This is a genomic window from Azomonas macrocytogenes, assembly GCF_014191985.1.
Classification (GTDB): domain Bacteria; phylum Pseudomonadota; class Gammaproteobacteria; order Pseudomonadales; family Pseudomonadaceae; genus Azomonas; species Azomonas macrocytogenes.
On record NZ_JACHXI010000007.1, the window covers coordinates 67,208 to 88,338 of the forward strand.

The window sequence follows — 21,131 nt, forward strand, 5'->3', positions numbered from 1 at the left end:
TGATTACCGTGGTGCAAGTTCTCGCAGGTGCCTGGCAACCGCTATCCAGGCACCGATATAGCCTAGCAGAATAGCGCCTGTGAGCAGGGAAAATCCATCCTCGGTCGGCACTCCGGCCAGGCTGAAGTCGCTGTCGTAAAGACCGGCCAGCTTCACCACTGCCTTGTTCAGCCAGGTCAGGCCGTAGGCCAGCACCAGCCAGGCCAGCAGGCCGGCGCCGATACCGTAGAGCGTGCCCATGTAGAGAAACGGACGTCGGACATAGCTGTCCGTTCCGCCGACCAGTTTGACTACCTCGATTTCGGTTCGGCGGTTTTCGATGTGCAGTCTGATGGTATTGCCGACCACCAGCAGCAAGGTGGCGATCAGCAGGATGGCGAGGCCGAACACGAAGCGGTCGCCAAGCATCAGGATAGCGCTCAGACGCTCGACCCAGACTTGATCCAGTTGCGCCAGCTCGACGCCAGGCAAGGCAGCCAAGCGTTCACGCAGGGTACCCAGGCGAGTCTTGTCGACTTCGTTCGGGGTCACCCGTACCGCACTTGGCAACGGGTTTTCCGGCAACTCGCGCAAGGCTTCGCCGAAACCCGAAAGCTGTTGGAATTCCTCCAGGGCCCGTTCGCGACTGATCCATTCGGCGTCGGCCACATCGGGCATGGTTGCGATCTGGTCACGCAATGCCTGGCCGGCAGCGGTATCCACATCCATGCGCAGGAACACCGAGATCTGCGCAGCGCGCTGCCAGGAACCACCGAGCCGCTCGACATTATCCAGCAGCAATGCCAACCCCATGGGCAGACTCAAGGCCACGGCCATCACCAGGCAGGTGAAGAAGCTGCCGATGGGCTGCCAGGCCAGGCGCTTGAGGCTGTCGATCAGACTGGCGCGATGGCTTTCCAGCCAGGCCAGGGTGAAACTGCCGAAGCTCGGCCCATCGTTGCCCGGCTCGGGAGCTTTTCTGGGCCCGGCTCCGACCCGTTCGGCCGGCTGTTGGTTGGGGTTGCGCGTCGCACTCATTGTCCAGCCTCTCCATCGCCGATCAGGCGACCTCGCTGCAGCGTCAGCATGCGATGGCGCATGCGCGCGATCAGCGCCAGATCGTGGCTGGCGATCAATACCGTGGTTCCCAGCCGATTGATGTCTTCGAATACGCCCATGATTTCCGCTGCCAGGCGTGGGTCGAGGTTGCCGGTCGGCTCATCGGCCAGCAGCAACGCCGGGCGGTGCACCACGGCGCGGGCGATGCCGACACGCTGCTGCTGGCCGGTGGACAGGTCGCAAGGGTATTGCTGGGCCCGATCCTTCAGGCTGACCCGCTCCAGTGCGGTCAGGACGCGCTGATGTATCCGGGGTTTCGACAAGCCGAGAATCTGCAGGGGCAGGGCGACATTGTCGAACACTGTGCGATCGAACAAGAGCTGGTGGTTCTGGAAAACCACGCCGATCTGCCGGCGCAAGAAGGGTATCTGGGCATTGGAAATGCGCGACAGGTCCTGACCGGCCAGCAGCAACTTGCCGCTGGTGGGGCGTTCCATCGCCAGCAACAGGCGCAGCAGTGTGCTCTTGCCGGCGCCGGAATGCCCGGTGACGAAGAGAAACTCGCCGCGCTCGGTATGGAAGGACAATTCGTGCAAGCCGACATGTCCGTTGGGGTAGCGTTTGCCGACCTGTTCGAAACGAATCATGCCAGGGTGCATCCTCGCTGCGTGTTCGCTGACTTCACCGGGGCGGGGCACTGCCGGGTAGCTTTGCTCACGAGTCTATTCCCGAGTCCCGGCAAACAGCGCCTGGACGAAGGACTCGGCCTGGAAGGTGCGCAGGTCGTCGATATCCTCGCCGACCCCGATATAACGGATCGGCAGGCCGAACTGCTTGGCCAGCGCGAAGATCACGCCACCCTTGGCCGTACCGTCCAGCTTGGTCAGGGCCAGCCCGGTCAACTCGACCGCCTGGTTGAACTGACGGGTCTGGCTGATGGCGTTCTGCCCGGTACCGGCATCCAGGACCAGCAGCACCTCATGAGGCGCTGTCGCATCCAGCCGGCCGATGACCCGGCGTACCTTGCGCAGTTCTTCCATGAGATTGTCCTTGGTGTGCAGGCGACCGGCCGTATCGGCGATCAACACATCGGCACCGCGCGCCGCCGCCGCCTGCACGGCATCGAAGATCACCGAAGCAGAATCGGCACCGGTATGCTGGGCGATCACCGGGATATCGTTGCGTTCACCCCATATCTGCAACTGTTCCACTGCCGCTGCGCGGAAGGTATCGCCGGCGGCGAGCATGACTTTCTTGCCTTCGCGTTGCAGCTTCCTGGCCAGCTTGCCGATGGTGGTGGTCTTGCCGACGCCGTTCACGCCGACCACCAGAATCACGTAAGGGCGGGTTTCGGCGGGAATCGCCAGCGGCTGTTCGACCGGTCGCAGCAACTCGGTCAGCTCTTCCTGCAGGGCCCGGTACAACGCCGTACTGTCGGCCAGTTCCTTGCGTGCCACGCGCCGGGTGAGGTTTTGCAGGATTGCCGTAGTCGCCTCGATGCCGACATCCGAGAGCAGCAAACGGGTTTCGATCTCTTCCAGCAGATCGTCGTCGATGGCCTTTTCGCCCAGGAACAGATCGGCCATGCCTTCGCCGATATTGGCACTGGTCTTCGATAATCCCTGCCTGAGGCGCGTGAAGAAGCCGGCCTTGGTCTGTGTGGCAACAGGTCGCTCGGCGGGCAGCTGGAGCTCGGTCACCGGCTCAAACGTTAGCGGTGCGGAAGCGCTCGGGGGCTCGGGCGCTGCAGTGCCGTCCTGCACGGTATCGTCGGTAGAATCTGCCACTGGCGAAGCGTCCGGCTTCTTGCGGACCCAGCCGAAGGTGGGTTTGCCAGTGGATGGTTCGGTATCGACATCGATAGCTTCCGGAGGCTGGACCGGTGCTGCGGGTACATTTGTGCCGACAGAGGGCACGGTGGCCGCTTCCGGTTCCTTGTGGGGCTGAGTTTCAGCGCTTGAGGTATCGGCTGGCGTTGCCTGGGGCTTTTTGCGCAGCCAGCCGAACAAGCCTTTCTTGTCGTCGGATTCCGGCGGTGTCTTGTCGTCTTTTGAAGCAACCATGCAGGGACTTTTCTCAGAGTGCGGATGGCTGGCGGGTAGGTCGACAGCCGAATGGGAATATCCTAGTGCCTTGACACGCAAGTTTCGAGTGAATCCTGACAGTGCTTGGTGCCAGCCCACCAAGCTTCCGAGCATGGCCATTGCAGATCCGTAGGCCATCCCATCGGAAAACCGGTCTCGATTTCTGGCAGCTGACTTACCCGCCGGTTCGCAAGTGCGATTGCAAAGCAGTTGCCGAATTCGCGCAGAGTACTTTGCCTGATACGGGTGCACGCCAGTACCATGCCGGCACCCATATGTCCGCGAGACGCTTTCGCCCACCGCTAACAGGCTTTCCGATGATCAGACCGATACGCTACAGCGTAGCCCTGCTTCTCACTGCTATCTGCCTGCCGGGGCAGGCAGCCACGAACGTCGAACAACGTACCCATGAATTCACGCTGGATAACGGACTCAAGGTGGTAGTCCGTGAAGATCACCGTGCCCCGGTGGTGGTCTCGCAGCTCTGGTACAAGGTCGGCTCCAGCTTCGAAACTTCCGGGCTGACCGGTCTTTCGCATATGCTCGAACACATGATGTTCAAAGGCAGCAAAAAGCTTGGTCCGGGCGAGGCTTCACGCATCCTGCGCGAGCTGGGTGCCGAGGAGAATGCCTTCACTGGCGCCGACTTCACCGCCTATTACCAGGTCCTGGCGCGTGATCGTCTGCCGGTAGCCTTTGAACTGGAGGCCGACCGCATGACCGGCCTGAGCCTGCCGCCCGACGAGTTCAAGCGCGAGCACGAGGTGGTGACCGAAGAGCGCCGTCTGCGCACCGACGACCGTCCGAGCGCGCTGGCCTTCGAGCGCTTCGAGAGCCTGGCCTACCCGTCCAGCGGCTACCGCAACCCCACCATCGGTTGGCCGAGCGATCTGCAACGCATGACCATCGACGATGCGCGAACCTGGTACCAATCCTGGTATGCGCCGAACAACGCGACCCTGGTAGTGGTCGGTGACGTCCAGCTCGCCGACGTTCGCAACCTGGCCGAACATTATTTCGGCCCGCTGCAGAGACGCACTATTCCCGTTGCCAAGCAGCCTCTCGAGCTGAACGAGGCCGGTGAGCGCCGCCTGACTCTGCATGTGCGCACCCAGTTGCCCAGCCTGCTGATGGCTTTCAACGTGCCGAGCCTGGCGACCGTCAAGGATGCCCACCAGGCCAATGCCCTACGCCTGCTGTCGGCGTTGCTCGACGGTGGTTACAGTGCCCGCCTGTCGACCAATCTGGAGCGCGGCGAAGAGCTGGTGAGCCAGGTCTCGGCCTGGTACGACGCCTATACCCGTGGCGATACCCTGTTCGTGATCGGCGCTTCGCCAAACGTGCAGAAAAACCACACCCTCGCGGAAGTGGAGGCTGGAATCTGGCGCGAACTGGATGCGCTCAGGCAGAAGCCGCCGACCCAGCAAGAGCTGGAGCGCGTCCGGGCCCAGGTCATTGCCGGCCTGGTCTACGAACGCGATTCCATCACTCAGCAGGCATCCTCCATCGGCCGGATGGAAACCGTGGGCCTCTCGTGGCGCCTGATGGACCAGGAGCTGCAAGCCCTCGAAGCCGTTACACCCGAAGATATCCAGGCCGCCGCTAACACCTTCTTCACCCGTTCCCGCATGACCCTCGCGCATGTCCTGCCGCTGGAGAGCAAACCCAATGAATAAGCGACTCGCCTTCGTCGGCCTGATTTTCGCCGCCCATGCCGGGCTTGCCGTCAGCGAAGTGCAACAACCGGTGCCTGCGGCCCAACCCGCCAGCCAGAGTGCTTTCGTCGCCGCCGACCGCCTCGAATCCCTAGCCAGCCTGAGCAAGGACAGCCTGGCTCGTCGCAAGCTGGACATCCAGGATTGGAAAACTGCGGAAGGCGCTCGGGTGCTGTTCGTCGAAGCGCATGAGCTGCCCATGTTCGACCTACGCCTGACGTTTGCCGCCGGCAGCAGCCGCGATGGCGATGTGCCGGGCCTGGCACTGCTGACCAATGCCATGCTCAACGAAGGCATTCCCGGCAAGGATGTGACGGCCATCGCCGAGGGCTTCGAAGGGCTGGGGGCGGACTTCAGCAATGGCACCTACCGCGACATGGCACTGGTCTCCCTGCGCAGCCTGAGCATGCCGGACAAGCGCGAGCCGGCTCTGGCTTTGTTCGGTCAGGTGCTGGGGCAGCCGACGTTTCCTGAAGAGTCGCTGGTACGTATCCGCAACCAACTGCTGGCCGGTTTCGAGCAACAGCAGCAGAACCCGGCCAAGCTGGCCAGCCACGATCTGTTCAGGCAACTCTATGGCACACATCCCTACAACCACCCGAGCGACGGTACTCCCGAATCGGTTCCGGGCATAGGCATCAAGCAGATGCAGGATTTCTACGCTCGTGCCTACGCGGCGGGCAATGTAGTGATTGCGCTGGTCGGCGATCTTGATCGCCAGGAAGCCGAGGCCATCGCCGCCCAGGTTTCCAGCTCCCTGCCCAAAGGTCCGGCATTGCCGCCGTTGCCCGAGCCGGCCAAACCCGTAGCCGAGCGCCACCGAATCGAATTTCCCTCGCAACAGACCCATTTGCTGTTTGCCCAGTTGGGTATCACGCGCGCTGATCCCGACTATGCGGCACTGTTTCTCGGTAACCAGATTCTCGGGGGCGGCGGCTTTGGCACGCGCCTGATGGAAGAGGTTCGGGAAAAGCGCGGCCTGACCTACGGCATCTATTCGGGCTTTACGCCGATGGCGGCCAAAGGTCCGTTCATGATCAACCTGCAGACCCGTGCCGATCAGTCCGAAGGTACCCTCGAGCTGGTTCGCCAACTGGTTCGCGATTACCTGGAGCAAGGCCCCACGCAAGCGGAACTGGAACGCAACAAGCGTGAAATCGCCGGCAGCTTCCCGCTGTCCATGGCCAGCAACGCCGACATCGCTGATCAGCTCGGTAGCATCGGTTTCTACAACCTGCCGCTGACCTTTCTGGAAGACTTCATGGCGCAAATCCAGACGTTGACGGTCCAACAGGTGAAAGATGCGCTGAATCGGCACCTGTCGGCGAACGATTTCGTGATCGTCAGCGCCGGCCCGACCGTCGACCAGCAACCCTTGCCGCCACCGAGCGACAAACCGATCGAAGAGCCCATCGGGGTTCCGGAGCATTGATGGTCAGATCCTCCCTTCCTGCGGCGGCCAGTCGTAGCGGAGCGGGCCAGTTACGCATCATCGGCGGGCTCTGGCGCAGCCGTCGCTTCGGCTTCCCGGATGCCGAAGGGCTGCGGCCAACCCCGGATCGCGTGCGCGAGACGCTGTTCAACTGGCTTGCACCCTATGTGTCCGGGGCGCGTGTGCTCGACCCGTTCACCGGCAGCGGGGCGCTCTATCTGGAGGCCTTGTCGCGCGGCGCCGGCATGGCCCTGGCTCTGGATCTCAATGCCAATGCCATCGCCAGCCTGCGCAGGCATCTGGACACGCTCCATTGCGGCAACGGGCAACTGCTGCAGAGCGATGCCCTGCGCTACCTGGAGCATCAGTCGCCAATCCCGTTCGACCTGGTATTTCTCGACCCGCCGTTCAACCGCAACCTGTTGCTGCCCTGCTGCCAGCTTTTGGAAGAGCGGGGCTGGCTGGCCAAGCGCGCCTGGATCTACACCGAAAGCGAAACACCACCTTCCACGCTCGGCCTGCCGAACAGCTGGCGGTTACATCGGGAGAAAAAAGCCGGCCAGGTGCATTACGCGCTGTGGCAGCGCGAGCAGCTCCCCTCCGCTTGATAAGCCGATAGCGCTGAAAAGCGATCCAACCATGGTGGTAGCCTCTTGCGCTTTGCGCCCTCAGCCCTGAGCCGCTACCATCCAAACCCTAATGCCTGCGTCAGGACGCCGCGATGAACCGAGTGCTGTATCCGGGAACCTTCGATCCCATCACCAAAGGCCATGGCGACATGGTCGAGCGCGCTTCGCGGTTATTCGACCACGTCATCATCGCCGTGGCGGCGAGCCCGAAGAAAAATCCGCTGTTCTCCCTTGAAGAGCGCGTCAAACTTGCCCGCGAAGTGACCAGGGGCATACCCAACGTCGAGGTGCGAGGCTTCACTACTTTGCTGGCGCATTTCGCCAAGGAACAACAGGCCAATATCCTGCTGCGCGGGTTGCGCGCCGTATCCGACTTCGAATACGAATTCCAGCTGGCCAACATGAACCGCCAACTGGAGCCGGATGTGGAAAGCCTGTTTCTCACCCCCTCCGAACACTATTCCTATATTTCCTCGACCTTGGTCCGCGAGATCGCAGCCCTCGGCGGCGACGTCGGCAAATTCGTCCATCCCGCCGTGGCAGCGGCCCTGACCGAACGTTTCCGCCAACGCTGACGCAAGACCGGCAGGCGCAAGCAGGATGCGCGACAGAGGTGGTTACGGCACAATCTGGCCCCTGTCCCGTATTGCTGTGCCGTGGCCGAGCCACGTGCTGGAGTTTTGCCCCATGGCTTTGAAAATTACCGATGACTGCATCAACTGCGACGTATGCGAGCCCGAGTGCCCGAACGGTGCCATTTCCCAGGGCGAGGAAATCTACGTCATCGATCCTGGCCTCTGTACCGAATGCGTCGGTCACTACGATGAACCGCAGTGCCAGCAGGTCTGCCCGGTAGACTGTATTCCGCTCGATGAAAGCCGTGTCGAGAACAAGGAACAATTGATGGAAAAATACCTGCAGATAACTGGTAAAGCCTGATGAGCGAAGCGATTCGGATACTTGCCGCTGTGTGTTCCACCAACAGGTTGGTGCAAGTATTTCCCGGACTCTTTCTGGTCCTGCTGCTTTCACTGAGCTTTGTGGTCCAGGCGCGCCCGCCTGATCAGGAGGCGGTGGCCACCGCTCATCCGCTTGCCAGTGAAGCGGGGCGCGAGATTCTTGCCGCCGGTGGCAACGCCTTCGATGCGGCAGTGGCCATCAGCGCCGCGCTGGCCGTGGTCGAGCCCTATGGTTCCGGTCTCGGCGGGGGAGGGTTCTTTCTCCTGCGCGAAACAGGCGAAACGACTCGCTACCGTTTTCTCGATGCCCGCGAACGCGCCCCATTGGCGGCCACGCCCGATCTCTATCGCCGAGGCGGCAAGGTACAGCCCGATCTGTCGCTGGATGGCCCGCTGGCCACAGGTATTCCAGGCATACCCGCGGCCCTGGTCGAGCTGGCTGAACGACGTGGGCGTCTACCCTTCGCCGACAGCTTGAAGCCGGCTATCCGCCTGGCCCGCGAAGGGTTCCCGGTCGATCAGGTTTATCGTGAGCGCGCCAGTTGGCGACTGGCAGCCTTGCGCGACGATCCGGAAAGCGCCCGCCTGTTCCTGGTTGACGGCGATATTCCTGCAGAAGGCTACCGGTTGCGCCTGCCGGAACTGGCCGCTGTCCTGCAACGCCTGGGCGAGCAGGGGCGTGATGGCTTCTATGCCGGAGAATTCGCCAGGCGGCTGGTGGACGGCGTACGCCAGGCCGGCGGCATCTGGACCCAGAAGGATCTGGACGAGTACCACGTCATCGAACGCGAACCGCTGCATTTCGCCCTGGACGATGGCCGCGAGCTGATCAGCGCGCCGCCACCTTCTGCCGGCGGTCTGGCCATCGCCCAGAGCCTGGGCATGCTGCAGCGCCTGCCCTGGGAAAATGCCGGCCCGGTACAGCGTGCGCATTTCGTCGTGGAAACGCTGCGCCGCGCCTACCGCGACCGTGCCTTGCTGGGCGACCCCGAGTTCGTTCAGGCGCCACTCAAGCACTTGCTGTCAGCGGCTTACCTGAAAGGGCTGGCCGACACCATCGACGCCGAGCAGGCAACACCCAGCCGCCAATTGCCACCGGCCAAACGCTGGCGCGAAGGCGAGCACACCACGCACTTCACCGTACTGGATGCCCAAGGTAACGCCGTGGCTGCCACGATAACGCTCAATCTGATGTTCGGCTCGGCCTTCACCGTGCCGGGCACGGGTGTGCTGCTCAATGATGAAATGGACGATTTTGCCGCTGATATCGCCGGCAGCAACGTCTATGGGCTTGCCGGCAGTAGCGCCAATGCCATCTCCGGCGGCAAGCGTCCGCTGTCCAGCATGAGCCCGACCTTCATCGAAAGCGCCGAGTCCTTTGCCACCTTCGGCACGCCCGGCGGCAGCCGGATTCCCAGCATGAACCTGCTGTCGATCCTGTCTCATCTGCAAGGCGAGCCGGCCGCCCGCTGGGTTGCCGTACCGCGCTACCATCATCAGTACCTGCCGGATGTGCTCGAATACGAAGAGGGCACGTTCAATGCCCGGCAACTGGCAGCCCTGGAGAAAAATGGCTACGCGTTGAAAAGGATAGAACGGCCTTACGGCAACCAGCAGGTCATTTTCTGGAACAAGGCAAGTGGCAAGGTCGAAGCTGCCAGTGATCCACGAGGCGTCGGCGTCAGCCTACTGGTGGATGATCCTGCCAAGGCATTGCCGGCGAACGCAAACTGATACTTTCTGAAGGCTGGGCAAGGAGGGCGGTGGTCCCTGTCCTCTCACTCACCCACGCCGTAGCCGGTACGGGTACAGCCCAGGCAGCGCACAAAGGCGGCTTCGGCCGGCTCTAGCACCAGCGCCTGGCCGGCGCTGCCGACTCCGCCGCTGGCTGCCGTGAATGGCAGGCTGACCACGAACGCCACTGTACCGATGAAGGTGGCGCCGATCAGCAACGGCCGGGCGACCAACAGGTCGCCAACCATGGAATAGGCTTTCGGCGTGTCGCTTATATAGACCGGGTCGCCGCTGCTGTTCTGGGTGACGACCTGCGCCTGGGTCGGTAGCGCCAGCAGTGCGGCAGTCATGGTCAGGACAGCGGCATTGGAGCGGAACGGTTTCATACGGCAGATCCTTGGCAAACGGCCAGCATTGAGTATTGACTATAGCAGCGGTCCGCCTGCTGGCGATGTGATGCCTGTCAACGCTGGCAACGCCCGCAGTACACGCTGGCCCGCTGGCCCAGGCGGATTTCGCGCAAGGTAGCGCCACAGCACTTGCAGAATTCACCGGCGCGGCCATAGACGTACAGTTCCTGCTTGAAATAGCCCGGCTTGCCATCGCCGCCGACAAAATCCCGCAGGGTCGTGCCGCCGCACTCGATGGCAAAAGCCAGGATGCGCCTGATTTCGTCGGCCAGCTTCAGATAGCGGGCCCGCGAAATGCTCCCGGCAGCCTTGCGCGGGTCGATTCCCGCTGCGAACAGCGCTTCGCTCGCATAGATATTGCCCACACCGACCACCACCGCGTTATCCATGATGAACGGCTTGATCGCCATGCTGCGCCCGCGCGACAGTCGGTACAGCCGATCACCGCTGAAATCGTCACCTAGTGGCTCTGGCCCCAGGCTGGCCAGTAGCACATGCTGGAAGGGATCTTCGCTCCATAGCCAGGCGCCGAAGCGGCGTGGATCGGTATAGCGCAGAGCCATGCCGGAATCCAGCAGCAGGTCCACATGGTCGTGCTTGCCTGGCGCCTGCCCTGCTTGAATCAGGCGCAGGCTGCCGGACATGCCCAGATGTACGATCAGGCAGCCGGTCTCGGCACGAATCAGCAGGTATTTGGCCCGGCGCTCGACCGCCAGGATACGTTGCCCGGACAGGCGTACATCGAGATCCTCGGGGATCGGCCAGCGCAGGCGGCGCTCGCGGACCAGCACACGCTCGGCCATGTGGCCGACGAGATACGGTTCGATGCCACGGCGCGTCGTTTCGACTTCGGGTAATTCAGGCATGGGGAATAAACAGGGCAGAACGGTAGCTGACGATAACAGGAAGGTTCCACCGCAGCGAGCCGGCTCGCCCGGTTGCGGCTTCGTCGAGTCGGCACACCGGGGTCAGGCGGTCATGGCTGCCGTTGTTTTTGTCACATCCTTGTCATAATTCCGTTATCTAATCCGATCCATAAAGATAGAATTGGACCCGAGGATCGATCCATGAATGGCAAGAGCATCTTGATCGTCGACGATGAAGCGCCGATCCGCGAAATGATCGCCGTTGCGCTCGAGATGGCAGGATATGAATGTCTGGAAGCCGAAAACACGCAGCAGGCCCATGCCCTGGTCATCGACCGGCAGCCCGACCTCATCCTGCTCGACTGGATGCTGCCCGGTACCTCCGGCATCGAACTGGCCCGTCGCCTGAAGCGGGACGAGATGACCATGGCTACGCCGATCATCATGCTTACCGCCAAGGCGGAAGAGGACAACAAGATCCAGGGCCTCGAAGTCGGGGCGGACGACTACATCACCAAGCCGTTTTCACCCCGCGAGCTGGTGGCGCGTCTGAAGGCCGTGTTGCGGCGTACCGGCGCGATCGACAACGAAACGCCCATCGAGGTCGATGGGTTGATCCTGGATCCGCTGAGCCATCGCGTCACCATCGACGGCAAGCCGGCCGAAATGGGGCCTACCGAGTATCGCTTGCTACAGTTCTTCATGACTCATCAGGAGCGTGCCTATACCCGCAGTCAATTGCTCGACCAGGTCTGGGGCGGCAACGTTTATGTCGAGGAACGTACCGTGGATGTGCATATCCGACGGTTGCGCAAGGCGCTCGGCGAGGTTTACGAGAATCTCGTGCAAACGGTGCGCGGCACTGGCTACCGTTTTTCCACCAAAAGCTGATCCGGCGCAAACAAAACCCGCCGGATACCGTGTGCATGCCGGGCGGCATCGAGTCCGAGGAGCAAAACCGGTGAATCAGAACTGGCGCATGGGGTTGGCGCGCCATCTCCTGTTGGTCCTGGCAGGCAGTCTGCTGCTGGGGATTCTGAGCGGCCAGTACGGCTGGTCCTTCGCTGCATTCCTGGCGGCCTATCTGGCCCGGGTTCTCTACCAGTTATATCGCTTGCATCGGTGGCTCCAGCAGCAGCGGCAGTCTGATGAACCGCCACCGGAGGCCAGCGGTCTCTGGGGTGAGGTCTTCGATAGCCTTTACCAGCTGCAGCGCCACGAGCAAGGTATCCGCGGGCGCCTGCAGGCCATCATCGACCGTGTGCAGGAATCCACCGCCGCCCTCAAGGATGCCGTGGTATTCATGGATAGCAACGGGGTTCTCGAATGGGGTAACAACGCTGCGCAATCCTTGCTCGGCCTGCGCTCGCCACAGGATTCTGGGCAGATGGTGACCAATCTGGTGCGTCATCCGGCCTTCAAGGAGTATTTCGACAAGGGCAAGTACCATGAGCCATTGGAACTGCCTTCGCCCATCGACGACCAACTGCATCTGCAGATCACTGTGACCCGCTACGGCAATGGCGAGCATCTGATGCTGGCGCGCGATGTCACTCATTTGCACCTGCTGGAGCTGATGCGCAAGGATTTCGTGGCCAATGTCTCTCACGAGTTACGCACGCCGTTGACGGTTATCGCCGGTTACCTGGAAACCCTGCTCGAGCACGCCGATGAAATCAATCCGCGCTGGTTGAAACCGCTGCAGCGCATGGAGCAGCAGGCCGAGCGGATGCGTCACCTGCTGGAAGATCTGTTGCTGCTGACCAAGCTGGAAACCACCAGTTACCCGGCCAGCAACCAGCCGGTGAAAATCGAGCAGATGCTGCATTCGATCAAGAGCGACGCACTCTCCCTGTCGGCGGAAAAGCAGCACAGGATCACGCTCGAAGCCGATCCGAAATTGTTGCTCAAGGGCAGTGAATCCGAGCTGCGCAGTGCTTTTTCCAACCTGGTTTTCAATGCCGTCAAATACACTCCTGCTGAAGGTGAGATCCACATCCGCTGGTGGAGCAACGAACAAGGTGCGCACCTGTGTGTGCAGGACAACGGTATCGGTATCGAAAACGGCCACCTGCCACGCCTGACCGAACGTTTCTACCGGGTGGATTCGAGTCGGGCCAGCAATACCGGTGGCACCGGCCTGGGCCTGGCCATCGTCAAGCATGTCCTGTTGCGTCACCGCGGCAAGCTGGAAATCCAGAGCCTGCCAGGCAAGGGTAGCCAGTTCATTTGTCATTTTCTGCCGACGCAAGTGGCAATAGCCAGCGAGGACAGGCCCACTGAGCGACTGAAAAATCGAACTGGCCTTGGTGAATGATTTCTTTTGTCCTTCGGATGCTGGAGGGTGGCCAATGACCCCGGAGACCCTCGCTACTTTGCAGCAGCGCCTGCTTGATGCCTTGGATACTGTCCCCAATGAAGCTCGTCGTCTGTTTCATGGACGTGGGCGGTGCTGGCCGGGGCTGGAGCAGGTCACGGTCGACTGGTTGCAGGGCGTGCTGCTGGTGGCGTTGTTCAAAGAGCAAGACGAATCCGCACTGGCTGCGTTGCGGGAAATGCTGCTGATCTTGGCCGAATCACCTGCCTGGCGACAGGCAGGGGCGCATACCTTGCTGTTGCAGCATCGCTATCTGTCGGACAGTGCCACCGAGCGGCTGCTGGGCGAGGCAGAAGGGATATGGACAATCAGCGAGGATGACCTGCGTTATGGCCTGGCTCTGGGACAGAACCAGAATACCGGTCTGTTTCTGGACATGCGCTACGGTCGGCGCTGGGTGCGCGAGCAGAGCGCGGGCAAGCGGGTACTGAATCTGTTTGCCTATACCTGTGGGTTTTCGGTGGCGGCGCTGGCTGGGGGCGCGGCGCGGGTGGTGAACCTGGACATGGCCAAGGCGGCGTTGAACCGGGGGCGGGAGAACCACCGACTGAATGGACAGGATCTCAGGTGCGTCGATTTTCTCGGGCACGAGCTGTTCAGGTCCTGGGGGAAAGTGAAGAAACTCGGCCCTTACGATCTGATCATCATCGATCCGCCGTCCTTCCAGAAAGGCAGTTTTGTGTTGAGCACGGACTACCAGAAGATCCTGCGGCGTCTGCCGCAACTGCTTGCTGAACAAGGCATGGTGCTGGCCTGCATCAACGATCCCGCTGTCGGTCCGGATTTTCTGCTCGAGAGCATGGCCTGTGAGGCGCCGGCCTTGACATTCGTCGAGCGACTGGACAATCCGCCGGAATTCCCCGATTGCGATCCGCAAGGTGGGTTGAAGGCGCTGGTGTTCCAGTGCGCTACGGAGGCATGACTGGCAGGTGCGTTCAGTCCGGTCGCGCCAGCACTGGCGAGTCGCCTTTGCTTCTGACCACCTTGTGGATGAAATGCAGCTTGGCGATGACCGCTGTCGGCAGGATGAACGGGTAGGTGTCCGGCTGCCCCATGCTGCGGGCCAGTTCGTTGAGCATCGCTGCCAGTTCGATCCAGGCATTGATGAAAGCAAGAAATTCGTTGCCTTCCGGATCATCCGGGGTGTGTAGTGCCTCGCGGGTAAAGGGCTGGAAATCCAGATCGGTATTATTGGCGCTCATGCCGAAGCCGAAGGCGGTATCCAGGGTATCCATCATGTGCAGATAATGCGCCCAGGTTTCTGCCCAGTCTTCCCAGGGATGCATGCTGGCATAGGCACTGACGAAGTGTTGTTGCCAGTCGGCCGGTGCGCCTTGCTGGTAATGCCGTTGCATGGCCTGGCTGTAATCGGTGCGCTCGTCGCCGAACAGTTGCCGGTAATCTTCCAGCCAGTGGGTATCGGCGATGAAGCGATCCCAGTAGTAGTGCCCGATTTCATGGCGGAAATGGCCGAGCAAGGTGCGATAGGGTTCATGCATCTGGATGCGCAACTTCTCCCGGTAGGCATCATCGGCTTCCAGCACATTCAGGGTAATCAATCCGCTGGCGTGGCCGGTTGTGGGCGAGTTGCCCTGTAGATCGGTACCGAGGAAGTCGAATGCCAGGCCGGTTTGCGGATCGTCGGCCTTGTTGATCACCGGCAGACCCAAACCCAGCAGTTGGGCGATCAGGTTGCGCTTGGCCACTTCGATCTTGTGCCAGCGTTCGGCATTGCCCTCGACCGAGAGATCGGGAATGGTGCGGTTGAGGCGACAGGCAATGCATAGCGTTTCGTCGTGGTCGGCGGGAATCAGCCAGTTGCAGCCGGCCGGCGTATCGAAGTTGGCACAGCGCCGATAGCGGGGTGACTGTTCGTTCCCGGCGATTTGCCAACTACCTGCCGCGGTGGCCGGTACCAGCGGCAATATTTCGTCCCGCGATGGATCGAAACCCAACGCCGTATGGCAGGTGAGGCAAATGCTGTTGCGGAAAAACACGGCCTGGCCGCAACAACACTGGTACAGGGCTTTCTGGCCAAGTACGCGCGTCTGGCGTTTGTTGCGATGTTGGAGAGACACGGCATTGCTCGCTGAGAGGAGATAACTTTGGGATTCTCCAGAGTCTTCTCCGGTTCCTGGATGGCGATGGACGTGAACAAGCCTGCAATCCATCGTCGACAGAATGATTAGTGGCGACTACCGGTCATGCTGGTAAATACGCCGTCGCGGCGGATCAGCCCATGGAACAGGCCGGCTGCGGCATGCACCAGGATGGTCGCGAAGAACAGGTAGGCGAGCCAGGTATGGGTCGGGCGCAGCAGGGCATAGGACTGGATGTTCTGTGCCAGTAACGGTGGCAGTTGCAGCGAGCTGCCAAGCATGATCGGGTAGCCGCCAGCAGACAGCATCGCCCAGCCTACTAGCGGCTGAGCGAACATCAGCACATACAGTAGGTAATGGGAGAGTTTGGCGGCGAGTTTCTGCCAGCCGGGCAGGTCTGTCGGTAAGGGTGGCGTCGAATGCGTCAACCGTACGATCAGGCGCAACATGGCCAGTCCCAGCAAGGCAATGCCCAATGGTTTGTGCAAGGCAACGAGCCAAGCGTGGTGCGGCGAAACCGAGGCCACCATACCGACGCCAATGAACAGCATAGCGATGATCAGCACTGCCATGGACCAATGCAGGCTCCGGGCGAGTGGATGAAAGTAGTGAGTTGCAGGGCTCTTCATGGTCGGGTACTCGTGCTGGCCGAGGCGTTTTCAAAGGTCCGGCGGTTGAACGATTCCGAATACACCGCAGAACGGGCGCCCAACAATGGATCGTCCGAAGTGGCGATGCCATCCGGCAAAATCGTCGGATCGTAGTTGACGTCGCGGCAGGCACCTTCATCCTGGCTGATCGCTTGTTGCAGCACCAGGGTGCCGGCATCGATCTGCTGCCGCTCGGCAGGCCAGGCCAGGGTGGCATTATTGGTCGGGTCGCTCGCGGCGGCGAGGGTGAGGATCAGATGAAAACGCAGCTCGCCTTGGTTCAGGCGTCGTTGAAGGTCCCGGTGGAGAAAATCAGGGTCGGTTTTGTCCGTGTCCGCCAGAGGCGCGTAGGGCAGTTCGGAGACCATACTCCAGCGCACGGCCTGACTGTTACCCTGAGCGTTGAGCAAGCGAAAGGCATCGAGACCGTTGTAGGTGCCATTGGCCCAACTGGACGATGGCGTGAAGCTCTTGATCCAGGTTCTGAAGGGCAGAGTATCTGGATGAGCGTCGAAAAATGCCTGCATGACGGCAGGATCGGGTTTGCCGGTCGCCGGATCGGGACGAGAAGCGACGGCCTGGTCGTAGAAGGTTTGTGGGGTCGCGAAGGGGGCTACGGCAATGGCATTCATTGCGGTACGCCATTGCTGGCCATCGGGTAGATCGAAGCGCAGAGCCAGGCTGCGTACCGGTACGCTGTCATCCGTTGAATGCGGGTTGCCATTGGCAGTCGCGAAACGGCCGAGAACCGGTATTCGTTCCGCAGTAAACACGCTGGCGCGAGAATAAGCGCTGGCCTGGCCGTTGCCCTCGAAGTAACCGGTTACGCACATACCCTTGGCATGGGCGCGGCGATAGCCTGCATGGACACCGATATTGTGTTCCACCTGATCGATGAGCCGCTGCGGGGTCAGCCGTGTGGGATCGAGCCAGCCGGCGGTCCAGGCAAAGGCGCTTGCCACGGCAGAGATGAGGCCGCCGATGGTTAGCAATCTAGCTGCAGTATTGCCGAAGCCAGTCCGGTTGCTATCAGTCATTGCTAAATCCTGTCTGGTTGAATCGATGCCAATGAGATGTGCGCTCGGTGCGGTTTATTCCAAAAAAAGAATAATTGGCCGATGCGGCAGCGTAATCTCGCAGAGGTTCGCTATGAGTCCTTCCGGTTCTGCAACGGCTGCGCGACCCATTCGCCGGCGCTGATCAACACGGTGTCGCCCACCTCCATCGAGCTTTCGGCGGCTGCGCGGGCCCGGCAGATCCGCCCTTCGCTTTCGATCAGGTAGCGCAGGCTGCCATCGACGGTGGCTTCCTGGCCGATGACGCGTCCGGCCAAAACCAGGTGGTCATCCGTCCCGGCATCCAGCCCGAAGAGTCGGGCCGGCAAGCCATCGGCTACCACTTGTCCAGCCTCTATAAGCACGGCCCGTTCGGCCAGGCGCAGGGCTTCGCCTGGGTCGTGGGTAACGATGATCATCGTCTGGGCGAGACGCCGGCGCAGTTCGATCAATTCGTTTTGCAGTTCCCGACGCAACGTACCGTCGAGTGCGCAAAGCGGTTCGTCCAGCAACAGCAGCTCCGGCTCTGCTGCCAGTGCCCGTGCCAGGGCCAGGCGCTGTTGCTGGCCGCCGGACAGTCGTTCGGGTCGTCGCTCGGCAAGGCTGGCCAGCCCGACCAGCTCCAGCAGTTCGTCGGCTCGCGCCTTGGATCTGCCTTTGGGCAGGGCAAAGCGGACGTTGCCGCGCACACTCATGTTGGGAAATAACGCGTAGTCCTGAAACACCAGCCCGGCACGGCGATGGCGTGGCGCCAGTTCGATGTTCTGCGCACTGTCCAGCCAGATCCGGCCAAAGGCCACGATGCGTCCCCGGTCCGCCGGCAGCAGGCCGGCCAGCAGACGCAGCAGCGTCGTCTTACCGCTGCCGGACGGGCCGAGCAAGGCCAGGCTTTCACCGCGCTGCAGACTCAGATCCACTTCCAGTATCATGGGCCCGACGGCGGAGTCCAACCGTTTCGATAGCTCGAAATGAATTCGATCTGGCGAAGACCATCCGGGGCGCGCGGGCGGGCGTCGGCTGTTATTCATGCGTGACTCGATAAGGATGGAATACATCAGGGGCGCAGGCGTTCATGCCGGACGCTGGTTCGCCTTCCTGTAAAAATAGATCGATTGGTCAGAAATTTGCCGAGCAGACTACCTTTTCTGCCTCGTACGCTGCTACTTGCGTTCCTGTCGGTGCCTTTTTACGCAAACGTACAATCTAGCAGCATCGACCCTGATGTGCCCCGCTTTCGGCTATCAACCTTTTTGTGGAACAATGCATTGCTATGTGATATCGAGAGCAAGCGCCGTGATCGACTCAGATGGTTTTCGCCCGAATGTCGGCATCATCCTGACCAACGATACGGGACAGGTCTTGTGGGCCAGGCGCATCAATCAGGATGCCTGGCAGTTTCCTCAAGGGGGGATCAACGAGCAGGAATCGCCCGAAGAGGCGCTGTATCGCGAGTTGACCGAAGAAATTGGGCTGGAAGAGGCTGATGTGAACATCATCGCCTGTACGCGGGGCTGGCTGCGCTACCGCCTGCCACAGCGGCTGGTGCGTACTCACAGCCAGCCCTTGTGCATAGGCCAGAAACAGAAGTGGTTCCTGCTGCGGCTACTTTCCGATGAGCAGCGCGTGCGCATGGATCTTTCCGGCAAGCCCGAATTCGACGGCTGGCGCTGGGTCAGTTACTGGTACCCGCTGGGGCAGGTGGTTTCCTTCAAGCGGGAAGTTTATCGACGAGCCTTGAAAGAGCTCGCTCCGCGCCTGACGGTGCGAGATTTATAGGAGAAACGGCCCTGAGCATGCTCGGCACGCTGCGCAAGATTGTTCAGGAGGTCAACGCTGCCAAGGACCTCAAGATAGCTCTGGGCATTATTGTGCAAAGGGTCAAGGAGGCCATGCACAGCCAGGTCTGCTCGGTCTACTTGCTCGACGAGGACGTCAACCGTTTCGTGCTGATGGCCACCGATGGCCTGAACAAGCGAGCCATCGGCAAGGTCAGCATGGCACCCAACGAAGGGCTGGTGGGCCTGGTCGGCTCCCGCGAGGAGCCGTTGAACCTCGAACGTGCTTCCGAGCATCCGCGCTACCTCTATTTCGCTGAAACCGGCGAAGAGCGTTATGCCTCGTTTCTGGGCGCGCCGATCATCCATCACCGACGGCTGTTGGGCGTGTTGGTGGTCCAGGAAAAGGAGCGCCGCCATTTCGACGAAGGCGAGGAAGCCTTTCTGGTCACCATGAGCGCGCAACTGGCCGGCGTCATCGCACACGCCGAGGCGACCGGCTCCATTGCCGGCCTTGGTCGCCAGGGCAAGAAGGTCATCCGGGATACCCGCTTCAGTGGTATTGCCGGGGCCCCGGGTGCGGCCATCGGCTCGGCGCTGGTCGTGCTGCCGCCCGCTGATCTGGAAGTGGTGCCGGACAAGAAGATCAAGGAAATCGAGGACGAACTGGCATTGTTCCAGGCTGCACTGGAATCGGTGCGGGCCGATATGCGCATGCTCTCCGACAAGCTGGCCAACCAGATGCGTCGGGAAGAACGGGCGTTGTTCGACGTTTACCTGATGATGCTCGATGATTGTGCGCTGGCTGGCGAAGTGGTCAAGGTCATTCGTACCGGCCAGTGGGCTCAGGGGGCGCTGCGCCAGGTGGTTGGCGATCATGTGCAGCGCTTCGAGCTGATGGAGGATGCCTACCTGCGCGAACGCGCCTCGGATGTCCGGGATATCGGTCGGCGCCTGCTGGCCTACCTGCAGCAGGCGCGCCAACAGACCTTGACCTATCCCGACAACACCATCCTGGTCAGTGAGGAATTATCGCCCACCATGCTCGGTGACGTGCCGGACGGCAAGCTGGTCGGTCTGGTGTCGGTGCTCGGATCGGGTAACTCCCATGTCGCCATTCTCGCCCGGGCGCTGGGTATCCCCACGGTGATGGGGGCTATCGATCTTCCGTATTCCAAGCTCGATGGCATAGAACTGATCGTCGACGGCTATCGTGGCGAGATCATTGCCAATCCAGGCGACGTGCTGCGCCAGCAGTACCAGACTCTGGTGGAGGAAGACCGGCAGCTTTCCCGTGGGCTCGATCTTTTGCGCGGACTGCCGTGCGAGACGACCGACGGCTTTCGTATTCCGCTGTGGGTCAACACCGGCCTGCTGGCCGATGTGGTCCGGGCGCAGGAGCGCGGTGCCGAAGGCGTGGGTCTGTACCGCACTGAAGTGCCGTTCATGATGAAGGAGCGTTTCCCCAGCGAAAAGGAGCAGTTGGCGATCTATCGCGAGCAACTGCAGGCTTTCCACCCGTTGCCGGTCACCATGCGAACCCTGGATATCGGCGGCGACAAGTCGCTGCCGTATTTCCCGATCAAGGAAGAAAATCCCTTCCTCGGCTGGCGCGGTATCCGGATAACGCTGGACCATCCGGAAATCTTCCTGGTGCAGGTGCGTGCCATGCTCAAGGCCAGCGAAGGGCTGGACAACCTGCGTATCCTGCTGCCGATGATTTCCGGCCTGCAGGAGCTGGAAGAAGCGCTGCGGCTGATTTATCGCGCCTGGGCCGAGGTTCGCGATGAAGGCGTCGATGTACCCATGCCGCCGGTGGGTGTGATGATCGAAGTGCCTGCCGCCGTCTACCTGACCCGTGAGCTGGCACGCCAGGCCGATTTCATTTCGGTCGGCTCCAACGATCTGACCCAGTATCTGCTGGCGGTCGATCGCAACAACCCGCGTGTCGCCGGTCTTTATGACTACCTGCATCCGGCGGTATTGGAAGCCTTGCAGCGCGTGGTCAATGAAGCGCATGCCGAGGGCAAGCCGGTGAGTATCTGTGGCGAAATGGCTGGCGATCCCTCGGTGGCGGTACTGTTGATCGCCATGGGGTTCGACAGCCTGTCGATGAATGCGACCAATCTGCCCAAAGTGAAATGGTTGTTGCGTCAGGTTGGCATGGCCGAAGCCAAGGAACTGCTCACCAAAGTCATGCTCGTCGACAATCCGCAAGTCATTCGCAGCACGCTGCAACTGGCACTGCGCGAGTTCGGCCTCAGCCGTTTGATCAATCCGGGCACGGTGCTCAAAGGCTGAGCGCGCT

At 61.3% G+C, this 21,131-nt stretch carries 20 protein-coding genes; 11 read left to right on the plus strand and 9 right to left on the minus strand.

The genetic code is table 11. The annotated features are described in order from the left end of the window. Positions 1-3 precede the first annotated feature (3 nt). The 3 genes from ftsX to ftsY form a co-directional block, all read right to left on the minus strand. Complete coding sequence (ftsX, locus tag FHR87_RS08945; protein WP_183166381.1) at positions 4-1,017, minus strand: permease-like cell division protein FtsX; 1,014 nt, start codon at positions 1,015-1,017, stop codon at positions 4-6. After that, entirely contained in the window at positions 1,014-1,685 is a 672-nt protein-coding gene (gene ftsE / locus FHR87_RS08950) for a cell division ATP-binding protein FtsE (RefSeq protein ID WP_183166382.1), read from the minus strand. The genes ftsX and ftsE overlap by 4 nt, the downstream gene beginning before the upstream one ends. 75 nt (positions 1,686-1,760) lie before the next feature. Next, complete coding sequence (gene ftsY / locus FHR87_RS08955) at positions 1,761-3,101, minus strand: signal recognition particle-docking protein FtsY (RefSeq protein ID WP_183166383.1); 1,341 nt, start codon at positions 3,099-3,101, stop codon at positions 1,761-1,763. Positions 3,102-3,439: 338 nt separating this feature from the next. Between ftsY and FHR87_RS08960 the strand changes: the two genes are divergently transcribed. The 6 genes from FHR87_RS08960 to ggt all read left to right on the plus strand — a co-directional run bounded on the left by FHR87_RS08960 (position 3,440) and on the right by ggt (position 9,591). Then, positions 3,440-4,798 carry a M16 family metallopeptidase gene (locus FHR87_RS08960; RefSeq protein ID WP_183166384.1) on the plus strand — a complete coding sequence of 453 codons (1,359 nt, stop codon included), beginning with the start codon at positions 3,440-3,442 and terminating at the stop codon, positions 4,796-4,798. Beyond that, positions 4,791-6,269 (plus strand): M16 family metallopeptidase, encoded by a 1,479-nt coding sequence (locus tag FHR87_RS08965; protein ID WP_420826735.1) that lies wholly within the window; start codon positions 4,791-4,793, stop codon positions 6,267-6,269. The genes FHR87_RS08960 and FHR87_RS08965 overlap by 8 nt, the downstream gene beginning before the upstream one ends. Further along, on the plus strand, positions 6,269-6,877 hold the full coding sequence (gene rsmD, locus FHR87_RS08970) for a 16S rRNA (guanine(966)-N(2))-methyltransferase RsmD (RefSeq protein WP_183166386.1): 609 nt from the start codon (positions 6,269-6,271) through the stop codon (positions 6,875-6,877). The genes FHR87_RS08965 and rsmD overlap by 1 nt, the downstream gene beginning before the upstream one ends. Positions 6,878-6,990: 113 nt before the next feature. After that, complete coding sequence (gene coaD / locus FHR87_RS08975) at positions 6,991-7,473, plus strand: pantetheine-phosphate adenylyltransferase (protein WP_183166387.1); 483 nt, start codon at positions 6,991-6,993, stop codon at positions 7,471-7,473. Between the two features lie 112 nt (positions 7,474-7,585). Then, entirely contained in the window at positions 7,586-7,837 is a 252-nt protein-coding gene (locus FHR87_RS08980; protein ID WP_183166388.1) for a YfhL family 4Fe-4S dicluster ferredoxin, read from the plus strand. Further along, on the plus strand, positions 7,837-9,591 hold the full coding sequence (gene ggt, locus FHR87_RS08985; protein WP_183166389.1) for a gamma-glutamyltransferase: 1,755 nt from the start codon (positions 7,837-7,839) through the stop codon (positions 9,589-9,591). Before FHR87_RS08980 ends, ggt begins: the two co-directional genes overlap by 1 nt. 44 nt (positions 9,592-9,635) lie before the next feature. Here ggt and FHR87_RS08990 read toward each other — a convergent pair whose 3' ends face one another. Both FHR87_RS08990 and mutM read right to left on the minus strand, forming a co-directional pair. Next, complete coding sequence (locus FHR87_RS08990) at positions 9,636-9,977, minus strand: multidrug transporter (protein WP_183166390.1); 342 nt, start codon at positions 9,975-9,977, stop codon at positions 9,636-9,638. 77 nt (positions 9,978-10,054) lie between these two features. Next, on the minus strand, positions 10,055-10,867 hold the full coding sequence (gene mutM / locus FHR87_RS08995) for a bifunctional DNA-formamidopyrimidine glycosylase/DNA-(apurinic or apyrimidinic site) lyase (protein ID WP_183166391.1): 813 nt from the start codon (positions 10,865-10,867) through the stop codon (positions 10,055-10,057). A gap of 201 nt (positions 10,868-11,068) precedes the next feature. Between mutM and phoB the strand changes: the two genes are divergently transcribed. From phoB to FHR87_RS09010, 3 genes are all read left to right on the plus strand, one after another. Then, positions 11,069-11,758, plus strand: a complete 690-nt coding sequence (gene phoB, locus FHR87_RS09000; protein ID WP_183166392.1) for a phosphate regulon transcriptional regulator PhoB — start codon at positions 11,069-11,071, stop codon at positions 11,756-11,758. Between the two features lie 70 nt (positions 11,759-11,828). Further along, positions 11,829-13,184 (plus strand): phosphate regulon sensor histidine kinase PhoR, encoded by a 1,356-nt coding sequence (gene phoR / locus FHR87_RS09005; RefSeq protein ID WP_183166393.1) that lies wholly within the window; start codon positions 11,829-11,831, stop codon positions 13,182-13,184. Positions 13,185-13,218: 34 nt separating this feature from the next. Next, entirely contained in the window at positions 13,219-14,166 is a 948-nt protein-coding gene (locus FHR87_RS09010; protein WP_183166394.1) for a class I SAM-dependent methyltransferase, read from the plus strand. Between the two features lie 13 nt (positions 14,167-14,179). Here the strand turns inward: FHR87_RS09010 and FHR87_RS09015 are convergent, their stop codons facing one another. The 4 genes from FHR87_RS09015 to FHR87_RS09030 all read right to left on the minus strand — a co-directional run bounded on the left by FHR87_RS09015 (position 14,180) and on the right by FHR87_RS09030 (position 18,076). Next, positions 14,180-15,322 carry a zinc-binding metallopeptidase family protein gene (locus tag FHR87_RS09015; protein WP_338021241.1) on the minus strand — a complete coding sequence of 381 codons (1,143 nt, stop codon included), beginning with the start codon at positions 15,320-15,322 and terminating at the stop codon, positions 14,180-14,182. A 107-nt stretch (positions 15,323-15,429) separates the two neighbouring features. Beyond that, on the minus strand, positions 15,430-15,972 hold the full coding sequence (locus FHR87_RS09020) for a cytochrome b (protein WP_183166396.1): 543 nt from the start codon (positions 15,970-15,972) through the stop codon (positions 15,430-15,432). Continuing rightward, a complete protein-coding gene (locus FHR87_RS09025) occupies positions 15,969-17,030 on the minus strand; it encodes a catalase family peroxidase (RefSeq protein WP_183166397.1) in 1,062 nt (353 codons plus the stop codon). The genes FHR87_RS09020 and FHR87_RS09025 overlap by 4 nt, the downstream gene beginning before the upstream one ends. Positions 17,031-17,140: 110 nt before the next feature. Further along, positions 17,141-18,076: an ATP-binding cassette domain-containing protein gene (locus tag FHR87_RS09030; protein ID WP_183166398.1), complete on the minus strand. Its 936-nt coding sequence runs from the start codon at positions 18,074-18,076 to the stop codon at positions 17,141-17,143. A gap of 265 nt (positions 18,077-18,341) precedes the next feature. Between FHR87_RS09030 and FHR87_RS09035 the strand changes: the two genes are divergently transcribed. Together FHR87_RS09035 and ptsP are read left to right on the plus strand one after the other, a co-directional pair. Beyond that, positions 18,342-18,824: an RNA pyrophosphohydrolase gene (locus FHR87_RS09035; RefSeq protein WP_183166399.1), complete on the plus strand. Its 483-nt coding sequence runs from the start codon at positions 18,342-18,344 to the stop codon at positions 18,822-18,824. 17 nt (positions 18,825-18,841) lie between these two features. Continuing rightward, the gene (ptsP, locus tag FHR87_RS09040; RefSeq protein WP_183166400.1) at positions 18,842-21,124 is read left to right on the plus strand and encodes a phosphoenolpyruvate--protein phosphotransferase; all 2,283 of its coding nucleotides are present in this window, start codon (positions 18,842-18,844) and stop codon (positions 21,122-21,124) included. Positions 21,125-21,131: the final 7 nt, after the last annotated feature.

Coding starts and splice junctions, on each gene's coding strand:
- FHR87_RS08965 (WP_420826735.1), top strand. CDS start 4,791: ATGAATAAGCGACTCGCCTTCGTCGGCCTGATTTTCGCCGCCCATGCC.
- FHR87_RS08960 (WP_183166384.1), top strand. CDS start 3,440: ATGATCAGACCGATACGCTACAGCGTAGCCCTGCTTCTCACTGCTATC.
- coaD (WP_183166387.1), top strand. CDS start 6,991: ATGAACCGAGTGCTGTATCCGGGAACCTTCGATCCCATCACCAAAGGC.
- ptsP (WP_183166400.1), top strand. CDS start 18,842: ATGCTCGGCACGCTGCGCAAGATTGTTCAGGAGGTCAACGCTGCCAAG.
- FHR87_RS09030 (WP_183166398.1), bottom strand. CDS start 18,076: ATGAATAACAGCCGACGCCCGCCCGCGCGCCCCGGATGGTCTTCGCCA.
- FHR87_RS09025 (WP_183166397.1), bottom strand. CDS start 17,030: ATGACTGATAGCAACCGGACTGGCTTCGGCAATACTGCAGCTAGATTG.
- ggt (WP_183166389.1), top strand. CDS start 7,837: ATGAGCGAAGCGATTCGGATACTTGCCGCTGTGTGTTCCACCAACAGG.
- ftsE (WP_183166382.1), bottom strand. CDS start 1,685: ATGATTCGTTTCGAACAGGTCGGCAAACGCTACCCCAACGGACATGTC.
- FHR87_RS09010 (WP_183166394.1), top strand. CDS start 13,219: ATGACCCCGGAGACCCTCGCTACTTTGCAGCAGCGCCTGCTTGATGCC.
- FHR87_RS08990 (WP_183166390.1), bottom strand. CDS start 9,977: ATGAAACCGTTCCGCTCCAATGCCGCTGTCCTGACCATGACTGCCGCA.
- FHR87_RS08980 (WP_183166388.1), top strand. CDS start 7,586: ATGGCTTTGAAAATTACCGATGACTGCATCAACTGCGACGTATGCGAG.
- FHR87_RS09020 (WP_183166396.1), bottom strand. CDS start 15,972: ATGAAGAGCCCTGCAACTCACTACTTTCATCCACTCGCCCGGAGCCTG.
- phoB (WP_183166392.1), top strand. CDS start 11,069: ATGAATGGCAAGAGCATCTTGATCGTCGACGATGAAGCGCCGATCCGC.
- ftsX (WP_183166381.1), bottom strand. CDS start 1,017: ATGAGTGCGACGCGCAACCCCAACCAACAGCCGGCCGAACGGGTCGGA.
- ftsY (WP_183166383.1), bottom strand. CDS start 3,101: ATGGTTGCTTCAAAAGACGACAAGACACCGCCGGAATCCGACGACAAG.
- rsmD (WP_183166386.1), top strand. CDS start 6,269: ATGGTCAGATCCTCCCTTCCTGCGGCGGCCAGTCGTAGCGGAGCGGGC.
- mutM (WP_183166391.1), bottom strand. CDS start 10,867: ATGCCTGAATTACCCGAAGTCGAAACGACGCGCCGTGGCATCGAACCG.